Genomic DNA, 13,975 nt, shown 5'->3' on the forward strand with positions numbered 1-13,975 from the left:
CGTCATCCCTTCTGTGCGGGCCCGGACGCCCGACGTGTTCCCCCCAAGCGTACCGCTCATGCGAGAACGTGTTATCTGATCCGTTGATCGGGGTGGCTTCCGTGGTGCTCTCGGGGATGGGGTGACGCACCAGTGGTCCAGGCCAATCGGGGCGGGAAGACGGATGATCAGAGCTCTGGACAGAGACTAGAATCTGTTCTAGTTTTTGCCGCGGGAGGTGGTGGCGTGAGCGTCGCGACACTGCTGGAGGCGAGGGCGGACGACGACCGCCCGGGGCTGCGCTCCGCCGACGACGGACGCGCCTGGACGTGGCGGCAGGTCGTCGCCGAGTGCGCGGCCCGCGCCGCCTGGATGGGCGGCCGGGCGGGCGCGGAGCGTCCCGTCCATGTCGGGGTGCTCCTCGACAACCTTCCCGAGCTGGTGTTCCTCCTCGGCGGGGCGGCGCTGTCGGGCGCGGTGGTGGTCGCGCTGAACCCGACGCGGAGCGCCGCCGAGCTGGCGGGCGACGCCGAGCGCGCCGACTGCGATCTTGTGGTGGCCCAGCCGCGCCACGCCGAGCGGGCCGCCGCGCTCGGGCCTCCCGTGCTGGACATCGAGGCTTTCCATGAGCTGCTGGCGCCCTTCGAGGGTTCTCCGATTCCGGACATCTCCGGTATCAGCCCCGCCACCCTGCTGATGCTCATCTTCACGTCCGGGACGTCCGGACGGCCCCGCGCCGTCCGCGTCACCCACCGGAAGGTGGTCGTGCCGGGGGAGGTGCTCGCCGAGCGCATGCTGACCCCGGAGTCGGTCGTCTACTGCCCGATGCCGCTGTTCCACTCCGGCGCCGTCATGGCCGCGTACGCGCCCGCCCTGGTCGCCGGTGCCGAGCTGGTGCTGCGCGCCCGGTTCTCGGCGTCGTCGGTTCTGCCCGACGTGCGCGAGCACGGGTGCACCTACCTGCACTACGTCGGCAAGGCCCTGTCGTACGTGCTCGCCACGCAGGCGAAACAGGACGACGCCGACAACCCGGTGCGGTTCGCGTTCGGGAACGAGGCGGCTCCGCTGGAGCAGAAGACGTTCGGTGAGCGTTTCGGCTGTTTCGTCATCGACGGCTACGGCTCGACGGAGACCGCCATCTCGCTGGCGCCCGACCCGTTCGGCCCGCAGGGCGCGCTCGGCAGGCTGACCGAGGGCATCGCGATCCTCGACCCCGCGACCGGCCGGCCCTGCCCGCCCGCGCGGTTCGACGGCGCCGGACGCGTGGTGAACGGCGACGAGGCCATCGGCGAGCTCGTCAAGACCGGGGACCTCGGCCTGTTCGACGGCTACTACAAGGAGGACGCGCCCGATCGCCTGCGCGACGGCATGTTCTGGAGCGGCGACCTCGCCTACGCCGACGCCGACGGGTACGTCTTCTTCGCCGGGCGCAGCGCCGACCGGCTCCGCGTGGACGGCGAGAACTTCGGCGCCGTCCAGGTGGAACGTGTTCTGGCGGAGCTGCCCGGCGTCCGGCAGCTCGCCGTCTACGGGGTGCCGGACGCGGCGTCCGGCGACCAGGTGATGCTCGCCGTCGCCGCCGACGCCTTCGACCCCGAGGCGTTCGCCGCCTACCTGCGCGGGCGCGCCGACATGAGCCCCAAGTGGCCGCCCCGCTACGTCCGGGTGGCGCGGGAGCTGCCCGCGACGGCCTCCAACAAGATCCTCAAACGCCGGCTGGTGCGGGAGGGCTGGCGCACCGGAGATCCGGTGTGGTGGCGGCCCGGCCGCGACCTCGACTACCGCCCGATGACCGCGGACGACGCGGCGGGCCTGCGGGCCGAGTTCGAGCGGCGCGGCCGGCTGCACCTCCTGGAAGGGAGCGGATGAGTGGACTTCGACCTCGACGAGACCCAGCAAGAGATCAGGGGGCTCGCGGCGGACGTGCTCGCGCGCGAGTCGACGCGGGAGCGCCTTGAGGCGTTCGAGCGGAGCGGGGCGCCCTACGACGACGTGACGTGGAAGGCCCTCGCGCAGGCGGGGCTGCTCGGCGTCGTCCTGCCGGAGGACGCCGGCGGCGCCGGGCTCGGCCCGGTCGAGCTGGCGGTGATCCTCAAGGAGGCCGGCCTCCACGTCGCGCCCGTGCCCGTGTACGCGTCGCTCGCGCTCGCGGCCGCCCCGATCGCGGCGCACGGGACGGCGGAGCAGCGCGCCCTGCTGGCCCCGCTGACCGAGGGGGCGACGATCCTGACGGGCGCGTACCGCGAGGTCGGACCGGCCGGCGGCATCGCCGCGACGGCCCGCGAGGACGGCGCCGGATACGTCCTGGACGGCGTGAAGACGTTCGTCCCGTACGCGCGGGAGGCGTCCCGGATCCTGATCCCGGCGCGTGTCGAGGGCGCGGGCATCGGGGTCTTCCTCGTCGAGCCCTCCGCCGTGACGATCAGCGAGCAGCCGTCCGCGACGTCCGAACCGCTGTCGCGCGTGGCCCTCGCCGACGTCCGCGTCGGCCCGGACGCCCTTCTCGGCGGCTCGGCGGACGGCGCGGCCTGGGACACGCTGCGCCGCTCGGCCGTCGCGGGCGCGGTGGCCGTCGCGTCCGGTGTCATCGAAGGCGCTCTGGATCTGACGAAGGAGTACACGAAGACGCGCGAGCAGTTCGACCGTGCGCTCGCGCAGTTCCAGGCGGTCACGATGCAGATCGGGGACGTCTACATCGCCAAGCGCGCGCTGGACGTCGCCGTGTGGGCGGGAGTGTGGCGCCTCGCGCAAGGAGCGGACGACGCGGAGGAGGTCCTCACCGTGGCCGCCTACAACGCGTGCGACCCCGTGGTGAAGGCGCTCTACACCTGCCAGCACCTGCACGGCGGCATCGGTCTGGACGTCACCTACCCGCTGCACCGCTACTTCGCCTGGGGCAAGCACTGCGCGCACCTGCTCGGTGGCGGGGAAGACCGTCTCGACGCGCTCGGCGCCCTGATCGCCCAGGAGGCCTGAATGTTCATCGACCTCACCGACGAGCAGAAGAAGCTCCGCGCCGAGCTGCGCGAGTACTTCGAGAACTGCCTGACGGCCGAGCAGCGCGCCGCGATCCTCGCCGACCCGTTCGGCCCGGCCTACCTGGAGCACTGCAAGCGGCTCGGACGGGACGGGATGCTCGGCGTCGCGCTGCCGAAGGAGTACGGCGGGCGGGGTTACGGCCCGGTCGAGCAGACGATCTTCGCCAACGAGATCGCGCGCGCCGAGGTCACCTACCCGCTCATCACGCTGAACTCGGTCGCGCCGACGATCCTGCAGTACGGGTCCGAGGCCCACAAGGAGTTCTTCATCCCGCGCATCCTGGCCGGCGAGTGCCACTTCGCGATCGGCTACAGCGAGCCGGGCGCGGGCACCGACCTCGCGGCCCTGCGCACCACCGCGGTCAGGGACGGCGACCACTACGTCGTCAACGGCCAGAAGATCTTCACCTCCGGGGCGCACCACGCCGACTACGTGTGGCTCGCGGCGCGCACCGACCCGGCCGCCAAGAAGCACAAGGGCATCTCGATGCTCATCGTGGACTGCGAGGACCCGGGGTTCTCCTGGACGCCGATCATCACGATGGACGGCGCCCACCACACGAACTCGACGTACTTCCAGGACGTCCGCGTCCCCGCGGACATGCTCATCGGCGAGGAGAACAAGGGCTGGGACCTCATCGTCAACCAGCTCAACCACGAGCGGGTCACGCTGGGCCCGGCGGGCAACATCGGGCACACCTACATCCGCTTCGAGCGCTGGGCCCGCGGCACCCCCGGACGGGACGGGCGCCCGCTGATCGAGGAGCCCGCCGTCCGCCGCGCGGTGGCGCAGGTGTACGCCTACCTGCGCGTCAACGAGATCCTCAACTGGCAGGTCGCCGCGAACCAGGACCTCGGCTGGCTCGGCGCCGCCGACGCGTCCGCCACCAAGATCTACTCCTCGGAGCGGATGCAGGAGGTCGGCCGGATCGTCGGCACCGTCCTCGCCCGCTACGGCGATCCGGCCGACCCGGAGACGGCCGCGTTCATGACGGCGCTCGACCGGCTGGCCAAGGGCGCCCTGGTGCTGACCTTCGGCGGCGGCGTCAACGAGATCCAGCGCGAGCTGATCGCGATGATCGGCCTCGGCCTGCCCCGGGCGCCGCGCTGATGCCGCGCCCCGGAGTCAGCTGGGTGTGACGCGGCGATCACGGTACGGGCTGCACTCCACCGGAAGAAATGCGATCATCTACGCACTGACGCAATGAATCCGGGCGGTCACTCGCAGGAGGTGCAGCGTGTTCTGGCGGAGGAAGCGGGACCGGGAGCCGGACAAGGACGGCACCCTGCTGCTCAGCGGTGCTTGGACCGCCGACATCTGGGACCGCAAGCCCATCCGCGTCCCCGCGGTGGTGGACGTCGGCTCCTTCCTCGACCAGAGCCCGATGCCGTCGCTCTGGCCGGACGACGCGGAGTTCAACGACTACGCGGGCGGGGACGACGAGAGCCTGCGCCGTATGTGGGTCATGGCGCTGCTGCACCACCCGGACCGCGACGTCGTCGTCCAGACCCTGCGCTCCCCGCACCTGGAGGACGTCACGCCGCACGCGGTCACGGTCGCCGATCTGGTCATCGACTCGCCGGTGGCCGAGGAGGCCGCCGGGGCCGTGTGGCAGATGACCGACGACGGCGTGACCGTGGTGCTCAATGTCGTGCTGAACCGCGGGATCGTGTCCTCGGGCCACTCGCCGGCCCAGGCGAACCGCGCGATCGAGCTGCTGCGCGCGACCTGCCCCGAGGATCGGCTCGCCTTCTTCGAAGCGGAGGCCGTCGGCGAGGACGAGCGCACGGCCCGCCGTCTCGTGGACCTCGTGGCGGCCGCCCAGCGCGCGTACAAGGGGCTCGGCGAGGAGGACCGGGAGCGCTGGCACGACCTCCGCTATGTCGACGGCCTGCTGGACGGCGGCACGCCGCCGGAAGGGCTCGCCGAGCGTGTCGAGATCCGCGCCATCGGGCACCGCCTCAACGCCGAGGGCGGGTTCGCGCTGATGCGGTCGGTCGCCGCGCGGGCGGGCGAGCTGAGCGATCGCCGGATGGCCGAGCGGATGCTCAACATGTACTGGGACAGCATCGGCGAGTGGATGGCCTGACCGCCCCTCAGATCTTCCGGGCCCGCGCCTTCTTGGGCTCGGCGCCGTGGGCGAATCCGGTCGTCTCGCTCGCGTCGCGTCCGGGGCCCTGCTGGGCGCGCAGCCGGGGCAGGGCGCGGCGCAGGTCGTCCAGGAACAGGTCGGCGAGGTCGTGCCCGAACCCGTTGCGCACCACGACGCGCAGGACGGCGAGGTCGGTGCGGTTCTCGGGAAACGTGTAGGCGGGCACGAGCCATCCGCACTCGCGCAGCGCGGCGGACACGTCGTAGACCGTGCAGCCGGCGTCCTCCCGCACCCGGAACGCGAACACCGGGAGTTCGTCGCCGCCGGTGAGCGTCTCGAACGGCCCGAGCCGGCCGATCTCGGCGGCCAGCCGCGTCGCGACGTCCCGGCAGGTGCGCTGGACGCGGCGGTACCCGTCGAAGCCGAGCCGCAGGAACGCGTAGTACTGGGCGACGACCTGCGCGCCGGGACGGGAGAAGTTGAGCGCGAACGTCGGCATGTCCCCGCCGAGGTAGTTCACGCGGAAGACCAGGTCGGCGGGCAGCGCGTCCTCGTCCCGCCACAGCGCCCAGCCGACGCCCGGCATGACCAGCCCGTACTTGTGCCCCGAGGTGTTGATCGAGGCCACCCGCGGCAGCCGGAAGTCCCACACCAGGCCGGGGTCGAGGAACGGCGCGATCATCGCCCCGGACGCCCCGTCCACGTGGATCGGGACGTCCAGCCCGGTCCGCGCCTCCAGGTCGTCGAGCGCGGAGGCGATCTCGGCGACGGGCTCGTAGCTCCCGTCGAAGGTGGACCCGAGGACGGCGACCACGCCGATGGTGTTCTCGTCGCACAGCTCCACCGCCTCCCGCGCGCCGAGATGGAAGCGGTCGCCCTCCATCGGCACGTACCGGGGCTCGACCTCGAAGTAGTTCGCGAACTTCTCCCAGCAGACCTGCACGTTGACGCCCATGACGAGGTTCGGCCGGTCCGCGGGCTCGCCCGCGGCGCGCCGCCGCTCGCGCCAGCGCCGCTTGAGCGCCAGCCCGCCGAGCATCGCGGCCTCGCTGGACCCGGTCGTCGAGCAGCCCACCGCCCGGCGCGGGTCCGCGGCGTGCCACAGCCGGGCGAGCATGTGCACGCAGCGCATCTCCAGCTCGGCGGTGCGCGGGTACTCGTCCTTGTCGATCATGTTCTTGTCGGCGCACTCGGCCATCAGCCGGAGCGCCTCCGGCTCCGCCCAGGTGGACACGAACGTCGCGAGGTTCAGCCGCGCGTTGCCGTCCAGCATCAGCTCGTCGTGGACGATCTGGTAGGCGGTGCCGGGGTCGAGCTCCCCGGCGGGCAGCGCGTACCGGGGGATCGTCAGCGGCTCCCGGCTGAAGACCGGGTTGACCTCCAGGTCACGGCCGCCGGACCCGGCGTCGCGCGGATGCTGCGGAGCCATGTCGCCGCCCTCCCGCGTGCGGGGACGGGACGCCCCCGGATCCGCAGGGGGTACCCGCGGCGCACCGCGCCACACCGGTAGGACCGCCGCTGGTCAGCGCCGGGTCAGCCGGCCGGACGGGACGGTTCGTTCAGGCCGTTCTCCAGGATCGCGAAGGCCTGGTCGACCGTCTCGGAGAGCGTGGAGAACTTCCCGCCGAGGCGGGAAGCGACGTCGGCGGACGCCTGGAACGCGCAGGTCGTGGCGGCGGCGACGACGTGCGGGCGCAGGTCCTCGTCCGGGTCGAGGCCCATCCGCCGGCCGATGATCTCGACGAGCAGCGCCTGCTTGCGCTGCGCGTGCTCCAGGCTGCCCGCCATCAGCGACGGGCTGTCGCTCATCATCGTCAGCATGCACTCGAAGCGGCCGGGCTCGAAGCCCAGCTCGCCGGCCTCGCAGGCGCGGGCGATCTCCACCACGGTGTGCCGCAGCGCGGTCATGATCGGCTCGTCCGGGGGGCGCTCGGCCAGCGCCGCCATGACGGCGCGGGTCTGCTCCTCCTGGAAGGTGAGCGCGACGTCCTCCTTCGAGGCGAAGTAGCGGAAGAACGTACGGGACGAGACGTCCACGGCGTCGGCGATCTCCTCGACGGTGGTCGCGTCGAACCCCTTCTCGGCGAAGAGGGTGAACGCGGCGTCGACGAGCGCCTCTCGGGTGCGCTGCTTCTTGCGTTCGCGCCTGCCCGGGGGCTGGGGACCGGGGCCGGTGGAGCCGGTCTCGGGGGCGGTCGCGGTCATGGGCGAAGTGTAACCAGCCGGCGGGCGCCCGCCAAGCGACAGAGCGCGACCAATGTCGTGATATGAATCATGTCTTGGCACGACTATCGGCATTTGACGACAAGTGTCATCTCATGACACTTTGGGGCTCTGCCTATCCGGAGGTCGAAGATGACTCACCCCACGGGCGCCGAGACCCTCGACGCCGTCAAGATCCCGCCGCGCGGCCAAGCGCGCGGACGCCCCGGCAGACCGGGGCACGGGCATCCCTGGCTCACGCTCATCGCCGTCGCGCTCGGCGTGATGATGGTCGGCCTGGACGCGACCGTCGTGTCCATCGCCAACCCCGCGATCGCCAAGGACCTCGGTGCGAGCCTGTCCGGCCTGCAGTGGGTCACCAACGCCTACCTGCTCGCGCTCGCCGTCACGCTGATCCCGGCCGGCAAGATCGCCGACCGCTTCGGGCGCAAGCGGACGTTCCTGGCCGGCGTGATCGGGTTCGCCGTGTCGTCGGTGCTGATCGGCCTCTCCGGCGGGCTCGGCATGGTGATCTTCTGGCGCGTCGTGCAGGGCTTCGCCGGCGCGCTCCTGCAGCCCGCCAGCCTCGCCCTCCTGCGCAACACGTTCCCGCCCGAGCGGCTCAACGCCGCGATCGGCATCTGGGGCTCCACGGTCGGCATCTCGATCGCGGGCGGCCCGATCGTCGCCGGGCTGCTCGTGGAGAACGTCAGCTGGGAGTCGGTCTTCTTCCTGAACGCGCCCCTCGGGCTGATCGCGCTGGCCGTGGGCCTGTGGGTGATCCGCGAGTCCAAGGACGAGGAGGCCGCCGGCTCGTTCGACCTGCCCGGCGTCGCCCTGCTCACCGGCGCGCTGTTCGCCCTCGTCTGGGGCCTCATCAAGGCCGGCGAGAACGGGTTCGACGACACCGTCCCGCTCGTGTCGTTCGCCGCGTCCGTGGTGCTGTTCGCCGGGTTCGTCTGGAACGAGCTGCGGGTCGAGCGTCCGCTGCTGCCGCTCGGGCTGTTCCGCTCGGTGTCGCTGTCGGCGGCGACCGGCCTCATCGTGCTCGGCTTCTTCGCGATGTTCGGGACGATCTTCTTCATCACCCTGTACCTGCAGCAGGTGCACGGCATGAGCCCGGTGGACGCCGGCGTCCGGATGCTGCCGATGACCGGCGTGTTCATCGTCGCGTCCCCGGTGGCGGGCGCGCTGACCTCCCGGTTCGGGCCGCGGGTCCCGCTGGCCCTCGGCATGGCCTTCACCGCGGCCGCGCTGTTCGGCCTGTCGCGCATCGGGGTGGACGCCCCCTACATCGAGCTGTGGCCGTGGTTCGTGCTGGTCGGCCTGGCGTTCGGGCTGGTCATCGTCGCCGGGACGGAGGCCATCGTCGGCAACGCGCCCGCGCACCTCGCGGGCGTCGCGGGCGGCCTCCAGCAGACCGCCGCGCAGGTCGGCGGCGTCCTCGGCACGTCGGTGCTGGGCGTGCTGCTGTCCACCAAGGTGGGGGACGTCCTCTTCGGGCGGCTGACCGACGCCGGGCTCCCCGGGGCCGCCGCGCGCCAGCTCGAAGGCCAGGGCGGGCTCGTCTCGCAGGGCGTCGCGCCGGTCCCGCCGGGCACCCCGCCCGAGGCGGCCGACGCCATCACGACCGGAAGCCACCTGGCGTTCATGGACGGCTTCCAGACGTCCCTGACCGTCGCCGGGGCCGTCGCGCTCGCCGCGATCCTCGCCGCGCTCCTGGTCCGGCGCGGGACGTCCCCGGTCGAGGGCGGCGCCGCCGTCTGACCTCCCCGGGCGTCCGCCTCGGAAGACGCCGACCTCATGGCGCGCGTGGCGCCGTCGCGGAAGCCGTCCGCGGCGGCGCCTCGCGCTTCGGCGCGCCGGCCCGGTCAGCCCTGGCCCGGCTGCGGCGCCGGGTTGGACGTGGGGCTCGGGCTCGGTGTCCCCGGGTCGCCGGGGGGCGGGTCGGTCGGGGTGCCGCTCGGCGGCGGCGTCGTCGGGTCGGCCGAGCCGTCGTCCGGCGGCGGGGTGGTCGGGTCCGAGGGCGAGTCCGGGGGCGTGGTCGGCGTCTCGTCCGGCGGCGTGGTCGGCGGCTGCGGCTTCGACGGCGTGGTGGACGCCGGCGGCCTCTCCCGCGCGGGCGGCGGGGACGTCGCGGGCGGCGCCGCGGCCGTGCCGCCGCCCGGCGCGCCGCCGGCCTCCTGCGGCGGGCTCTCGTACGCGCCCGCGACCGGGTTCTTCGGCCCGCTCTCCGGGGTTACGGATCCGGGCAGGCCGGGCAGCGGGCTCTGCGGGACGCCGTGGGTCTGCGTCGACGCCGGCTGCGTCTGCCCCTTGCTCGCGGTCGGGACCAGCGACGAGGCGCCGCCGCCCTTGGCCGCGGGCCAGGACACCAGCAGCCCGATGACGGCGGCGGCGGACGCGGCGACGCCCGCGGCGGCGCCGAAGCCCTTGGACACCCCGGCGGACAGCCCGCGCTTCGGGCGGTCCTCGGCCCGCGGGCCGATCACGACGAGCGGGCTCGGCGCGGAGACGCTCGGCAGCGGCCGGGTGGCCTCCGCCTCGCAGGCGGCGAGGACCTGCGCGCGCAGCCAGCGCGGCGCGCGGGACGGGGCCGTCCCGGCGAGCAGCCGCGGCAGCCTGCCCTTCTCGAACGCGGTGATGAGGTCGAGCCGCGGCTGCGCGGTGCCGCGCATCAGGATGTCGAGGACGGCCCGCTCCAGCCGCGTGCGGGCGGCGTTGAGCAGCTGCGCCACGGTGTCGGGCGCGACGCCGAGGACGCGGGCGATGTCGTGCGGTTCGAGCCACTCGCCCGCCCACAGCAGCAGGACCTCGCGGTGGTCGGAGCGCAGGGCGGCGGCGGCGCGCAGCAGCGGGTCGGAGCCGGCGAACAGCGGGCCGCCGCGGCCGTCGACCGTGGGCCCGCCGAGCTCGCCGGTGAACGCGCCGCGCTCGGCGCACGTCGTCCGGGCGAGCGAGTAGAGCCACAGCACGCTGTCGCCGCGCGGCGGCTGGTGCACGGCCGCGCTGAAGGTGTCGGCGACGGCCGCCGCCGCGTGCCGGTCTCCGACGAGCGACCAGCAGTACGCGTAGAGGCGGTCGGCGTGGGCGTCGTAGAGCGAGTCCAGGTCCCCGCGCATGTGACCTCCCGTTCCCCGTCCGGGTTCGCCAGCAGTCCGACAAATGGTGCATACCGCTGGCTGTCGGGACTCTAGCGCCTCGGATCAACCGGTGAGAAGTCTGGGATCGGACGTGACGTCGAATAGCACGGAAGGTAGCCGAGACAAGGGCGGACAGTGACGTTCACGGAGATTTAAGAAAGTTCACGAAAAGCGGCGGATATCTGATCCGGTTCAGCAGGGAAGGATTCGAACCCGTGATCGATTCACGTGAGGAGTCAACGGTGACCCGGCTGACGGTGGACGGCGTCTACCAGCACATTCGCGGTGTCTGCTTCAAGACGGGCCCACCCGGGACGGTCGGCGCCGAGACCGAGTGGTTCGTGGTCGATACCGCCGACCCCGCCGCGTACGTGCCGCGCGAGCGGGTGCGCACGCTCGTGGACGAGGCCGGGCCGCCGTCCGGCGGAAGCAGGATCACCTACGAGCCGGGCGGGCAGCTCGAACTCAGCTCCGCCCCGTTCGGCACGCTGGGCGCCCTGCACGCCGCGCTCGGCGGCGACATCGCCCACGTCCAGGACGCCCTCGCACCGGCCGGGCTCGCGCTCGCCGGGCACGGCGTCGACCCCGTCCGGCGGCCCCGGTTCCAGGCCGACCATCCCCGCTACGCCTGCATGCGCGACTACTTCCGCGCGGGGGGCTTTCGCGACGCGGGCCTGGCGATGATGTGCTCGACCGCGTCGGTCCAGGTGAACCTGGACATCGGCGCCGACGCCCGGGACGCGGCCCGCCGCTGGCGGCTCGTGCACGCGCTCGGGCCGGTGCTCGTCGCCGCGTTCGCCAACTCGCCGCTGCGGGCCGGCCGCCGCACCGGGATGCGCTCGTCCCGGCAGGCCATCTGGACCGAGCTGGACCCGTGCCGCACCCTGCCCGTCCTGCGGGACGGGGCGGACGGCGACCCGGCCGAGGCGTGGACGCGGTACGCGCTCGACGCCCAGGTCATGCTCGTCCACACCGCCGAGGGCGAGTGGGTGTCGGACCCCGGGATGTCGTTCCTGGAGTGGCTCGACAAGGGCGAGCCCGGCGAGGACGACCTGACCTACCACCTGTCCACGCTGTTCCCGCCCGTCCGCCCGCGCGGCTGGCTGGAGCTGCGCATGATCGACGCGCTGCCCGGCCCGTACTGGCCGGTCCCCGTCGCGGTCGCCACCGCCCTGCTGGAGGACCCGGCCGCGTCGCGCGCCGCCGAGGCCGCCGCCGAACCGGTGGCGCACCTGTGGGCGGAGGCGGCCCGGTGCGGGCTGTCCGACGCGTCGCTGGCCGCCGCCGCGGCGGCGTGCTTCGCGGCGGCGCTGGAGGCGCTGCCGCGGCTCGGCGCGCCCGGCCTCGTCCCGCTGGTCGAGGAGTACGCCCACCGGTACGTCGAGCGGGGACGCTGCCCCGCCGACGACCGCCCGTCTCTCTCCTTGGAGGATCCGACATGAGCTCGCCGACCGCCGACGAGGCGGCCTTGAAAGAACTGATCGCGGGCGAGCTCGGCGCCGTCCGGGATCGCAGCTTCGGCCTCACCACCGACGTCCTCGCCGAGGACGACCTCACCGCGCAGGTGTCGCCGCTGATGTCGCCGCTCGTGTGGGACCTCGCGCACGTCGGCAACTACGAAGAGCTGTGGCTGCTCCGCGCGGCCACCGGCCAGGAGGCGATGCGCCCGGAGATCGACGACCTGTACGACGCGTTCGAGCATCCGCGCTCGGAACGGCCGACCCTGCCGCTCCTGCCGCCGGAGGAGGCTCGCGCCTACATCGGGACGGTCCGCTCCAAGGTGCTCGACTCCCTGTCGTCCGTGCGGTTCGACACGGCGAACCCGCTGACGTCGGGCGGGTTCGTGTACGGGATGGTCGTCCAGCACGAGCACATGCACGACGAGACCATGCTGGCCACGCACCAGCTCCGCAAGGGCGCCCCCGCCCTGCTCGACCCCGTCGCGGAACCTTTGCGGACGCCGGGCGAGGGCACCGGAGCGGACGAGGCGCTGATCGAAGCGGGCCCGTTTCAGATGGGCACCTCGGACGAACCGTGGGCGTACGACAACGAGCGTCCCGTGCACATCGTCGACCTGCCCGCGTACTACATCGACGTCGAGCCGGTGACCAACGCGGCCTACATCGCGTTCATCGAGGCAGGCGGATACGACGAGCCGCGCTGGTGGGACCCCGCCGGATGGGAGTGGCGCAACCGCAGCGGCAAGCGCGCCCCCGCCTTCTGGGACCGCGAAGGGGGGCAGTGGGTGCGGCGCCGGTTCGGACGGACGGAAACCGTCCCGCCCGGCGAGCCCGTCCAGCACGTGTGCTGGTACGAGGCGGACGCCTACGCGCGGTGGGCCGGGAAGAGGCTCCCGACCGAGGCCGAGTGGGAGAAGGCCGCCCGCTGGGACCCCGCCACGGAGCGGTCACGCCGCTACCCGTGGGGCGACGTGTTCGAGGAGGGGCGCGCCAACCTCGGGCAGAAGGCGCTGCGACCGTCGGAGACCGGCTCCTACGCGTCGGGTGCTTCCGCGTACGGGGTGAGGCGTCTCCTAGGGGACGTGTGGGAGTGGACGTCGTCGGACTTCCACGGCTATCCCGGCTTCCGTTCGTTCCCTTACAAGGAGTACTCGGAAGTCTTCTTCGGGCCCGACTACAAGGTGCTCAGGGGCGGCTCCTGGGCGACGCACCCCCTCGCCATACGCGGATCGTTCCGCAACTGGGACTACCCCATCCGGCGGCAGATCTTCTCCGGCTTCAGGTGTGCCCGCACTCCTGGGGAGGCGCGCTAGATGTGCCGCCATCTGGGCTACCTCGGGCCTGAACGGACGCTGCACTCGCTCGTCTACGAGGGGAAGTACTCGCTGGAGACCCAGGCGTACGCACCGCGCATGACCCAGGGGAACTTCCTCAACGCCGACGGGTACGGCGTCGGCTGGTACCAGGACGAGGCGGCTCCGGTGCGGTTCCGCCGCGCCCAGCCGATCTGGACGGACCAGTCGTTCCGCGAGGTCGCCGGGGCCGTCCGGGCGTCCTGCGCGGTCGCGGCGATCAGGTCGGCGACGGTCGGGTTCCCGGTGGACGAGTCGTGCGCCCAGCCGTTCCGCGCCGGGCCGTGGCTGTTCAGCCACAACGGGAGGATCGAGGGCTACGACGGTGTCGAGGCGAAGCTCCGGGACCTGGCCGGGGACGTCGCCGGCGTGCCCGACGCCCGCGCCCCGGTCGACTCGGCGCCGCTGTTCGCGCTCGCCGTCCGGCACTGGCGGGAGGGGCTCCCGCTCGGCGACGGCCTCGCCGCCGCCGTCGCCGCGGTCACCGCGCTCGCCCCCGGCCGCTACAACCTGCTCGCCTCCGACGGGACGTCCCTGGCCGCCACGACCTGGGGCGACTCCCTGTTCGTGCGCGAGGACGGGGACGCGATCCAGATCGCGTCCGAGCCGCTCGACGACGGCCCGGGCTGGCGCCCCGTCCCCGACCGCACGCTCGTCACCGCAGGGCTCGCCGCCGGCGTGCGCCTGGACCCGCTGTGAAGGAGAACC

General features: G+C 73.1%; 11 protein-coding genes. 8 read left to right on the top strand and 3 right to left on the bottom strand.

The window, feature by feature from the left end; all coding sequences use genetic code 11:
- The first annotated feature begins 225 nt into the window (after nucleotides 1–225).
- The 4 genes from K8Z49_RS41720 (at nucleotide 226) to K8Z49_RS41735 (ending at nucleotide 5,107) form a co-directional block, all read left to right on the top strand.
- On the top strand, nucleotides 226–1,848 hold the full coding sequence (locus tag K8Z49_RS41720) for an AMP-binding protein (RefSeq protein ID WP_412516765.1): 1,623 nt from the start codon (nucleotides 226–228) through the stop codon (nucleotides 1,846–1,848).
- Nucleotides 1,849–2,955, top strand: coding sequence for an acyl-CoA dehydrogenase family protein (locus tag K8Z49_RS41725; protein WP_412516766.1), 1,107 nt, complete (start codon nucleotides 1,849–1,851; stop codon nucleotides 2,953–2,955). It begins immediately after the preceding gene.
- Complete coding sequence (locus tag K8Z49_RS41730) at nucleotides 2,956–4,128, top strand: acyl-CoA dehydrogenase family protein (protein ID WP_412516767.1); 1,173 nt, start codon at nucleotides 2,956–2,958, stop codon at nucleotides 4,126–4,128.
- 127 nt (nucleotides 4,129–4,255) lie between these two features.
- The gene (locus K8Z49_RS41735; protein WP_021594229.1) at nucleotides 4,256–5,107 is read left to right on the top strand and encodes a hypothetical protein; all 852 of its coding nucleotides are present in this window, start codon (nucleotides 4,256–4,258) and stop codon (nucleotides 5,105–5,107) included.
- Between the two features lie 7 nt (nucleotides 5,108–5,114).
- On the opposite strand, the gene K8Z49_RS41740 is transcribed toward K8Z49_RS41735, so the two are convergent.
- Nucleotides 5,115–6,539, bottom strand: coding sequence for a glutamate decarboxylase (locus K8Z49_RS41740; protein WP_412516768.1), 1,425 nt, complete (start codon nucleotides 6,537–6,539; stop codon nucleotides 5,115–5,117).
- 104 nt (nucleotides 6,540–6,643) lie between these two features.
- Complete coding sequence (locus K8Z49_RS41745; RefSeq protein ID WP_021594231.1) at nucleotides 6,644–7,315, bottom strand: TetR family transcriptional regulator; 672 nt, start codon at nucleotides 7,313–7,315, stop codon at nucleotides 6,644–6,646.
- Between the two features lie 150 nt (nucleotides 7,316–7,465).
- Between K8Z49_RS41745 and K8Z49_RS41750 the strand changes: the two genes are divergently transcribed.
- On the top strand, nucleotides 7,466–9,079 hold the full coding sequence (locus tag K8Z49_RS41750; protein ID WP_024935878.1) for an MFS transporter: 1,614 nt from the start codon (nucleotides 7,466–7,468) through the stop codon (nucleotides 9,077–9,079).
- Nucleotides 9,080–9,183: 104 nt separating this feature from the next.
- Here the strand turns inward: K8Z49_RS41750 and K8Z49_RS41755 are convergent, their stop codons facing one another.
- Nucleotides 9,184–10,434, bottom strand: a complete 1,251-nt coding sequence (locus K8Z49_RS41755; RefSeq protein WP_412516769.1) for an RNA polymerase sigma factor — start codon at nucleotides 10,432–10,434, stop codon at nucleotides 9,184–9,186.
- Between the two features lie 263 nt (nucleotides 10,435–10,697).
- Between K8Z49_RS41755 and egtA the strand changes: the two genes are divergently transcribed.
- The 3 genes from egtA to egtC are packed head-to-tail and all read left to right on the top strand — an operon-like array spanning nucleotide 10,698 to nucleotide 13,966.
- Entirely contained in the window at nucleotides 10,698–11,897 is a 1,200-nt protein-coding gene (egtA, locus tag K8Z49_RS41760; RefSeq protein ID WP_075022105.1) for an ergothioneine biosynthesis glutamate--cysteine ligase EgtA, read from the top strand.
- Nucleotides 11,894–13,228: an ergothioneine biosynthesis protein EgtB gene (gene egtB / locus K8Z49_RS41765; protein ID WP_250361043.1), complete on the top strand. Its 1,335-nt coding sequence runs from the start codon at nucleotides 11,894–11,896 to the stop codon at nucleotides 13,226–13,228. Before egtA ends, egtB begins: the two co-directional genes overlap by 4 nt.
- Nucleotides 13,229–13,966 (top strand): ergothioneine biosynthesis protein EgtC, encoded by a 738-nt coding sequence (egtC, locus tag K8Z49_RS41770; protein ID WP_412516770.1) that lies wholly within the window; start codon nucleotides 13,229–13,231, stop codon nucleotides 13,964–13,966.
- The last annotated feature ends 9 nt before the right edge of the window (nucleotides 13,967–13,975 follow it).

The sequence above is a fragment of the Actinomadura madurae genome, from assembly GCF_047130825.1.
Taxonomy (GTDB): domain Bacteria; phylum Actinomycetota; class Actinomycetes; order Streptosporangiales; family Streptosporangiaceae; genus Spirillospora; species Spirillospora madurae.

Excerpts from the sequence above, each read along its gene's own strand:
- K8Z49_RS41730 (WP_412516767.1), top strand. The coding sequence starts at position 2,956 with ATGTTCATCGACCTCACCGACGAGCAGAAGAAGCTCCGCGCCGAGCTG.
- K8Z49_RS41740 (WP_412516768.1), bottom strand. The coding sequence starts at position 6,539 with ATGGCTCCGCAGCATCCGCGCGACGCCGGGTCCGGCGGCCGTGACCTG.
- K8Z49_RS41745 (WP_021594231.1), bottom strand. The coding sequence starts at position 7,315 with ATGACCGCGACCGCCCCCGAGACCGGCTCCACCGGCCCCGGTCCCCAG.
- K8Z49_RS41750 (WP_024935878.1), top strand. The coding sequence starts at position 7,466 with ATGACTCACCCCACGGGCGCCGAGACCCTCGACGCCGTCAAGATCCCG.
- K8Z49_RS41755 (WP_412516769.1), bottom strand. The coding sequence starts at position 10,434 with ATGCGCGGGGACCTGGACTCGCTCTACGACGCCCACGCCGACCGCCTC.
- egtB (WP_250361043.1), top strand. The coding sequence starts at position 11,894 with ATGAGCTCGCCGACCGCCGACGAGGCGGCCTTGAAAGAACTGATCGCG.
- egtC (WP_412516770.1), top strand. The coding sequence starts at position 13,229 with ATGTGCCGCCATCTGGGCTACCTCGGGCCTGAACGGACGCTGCACTCG.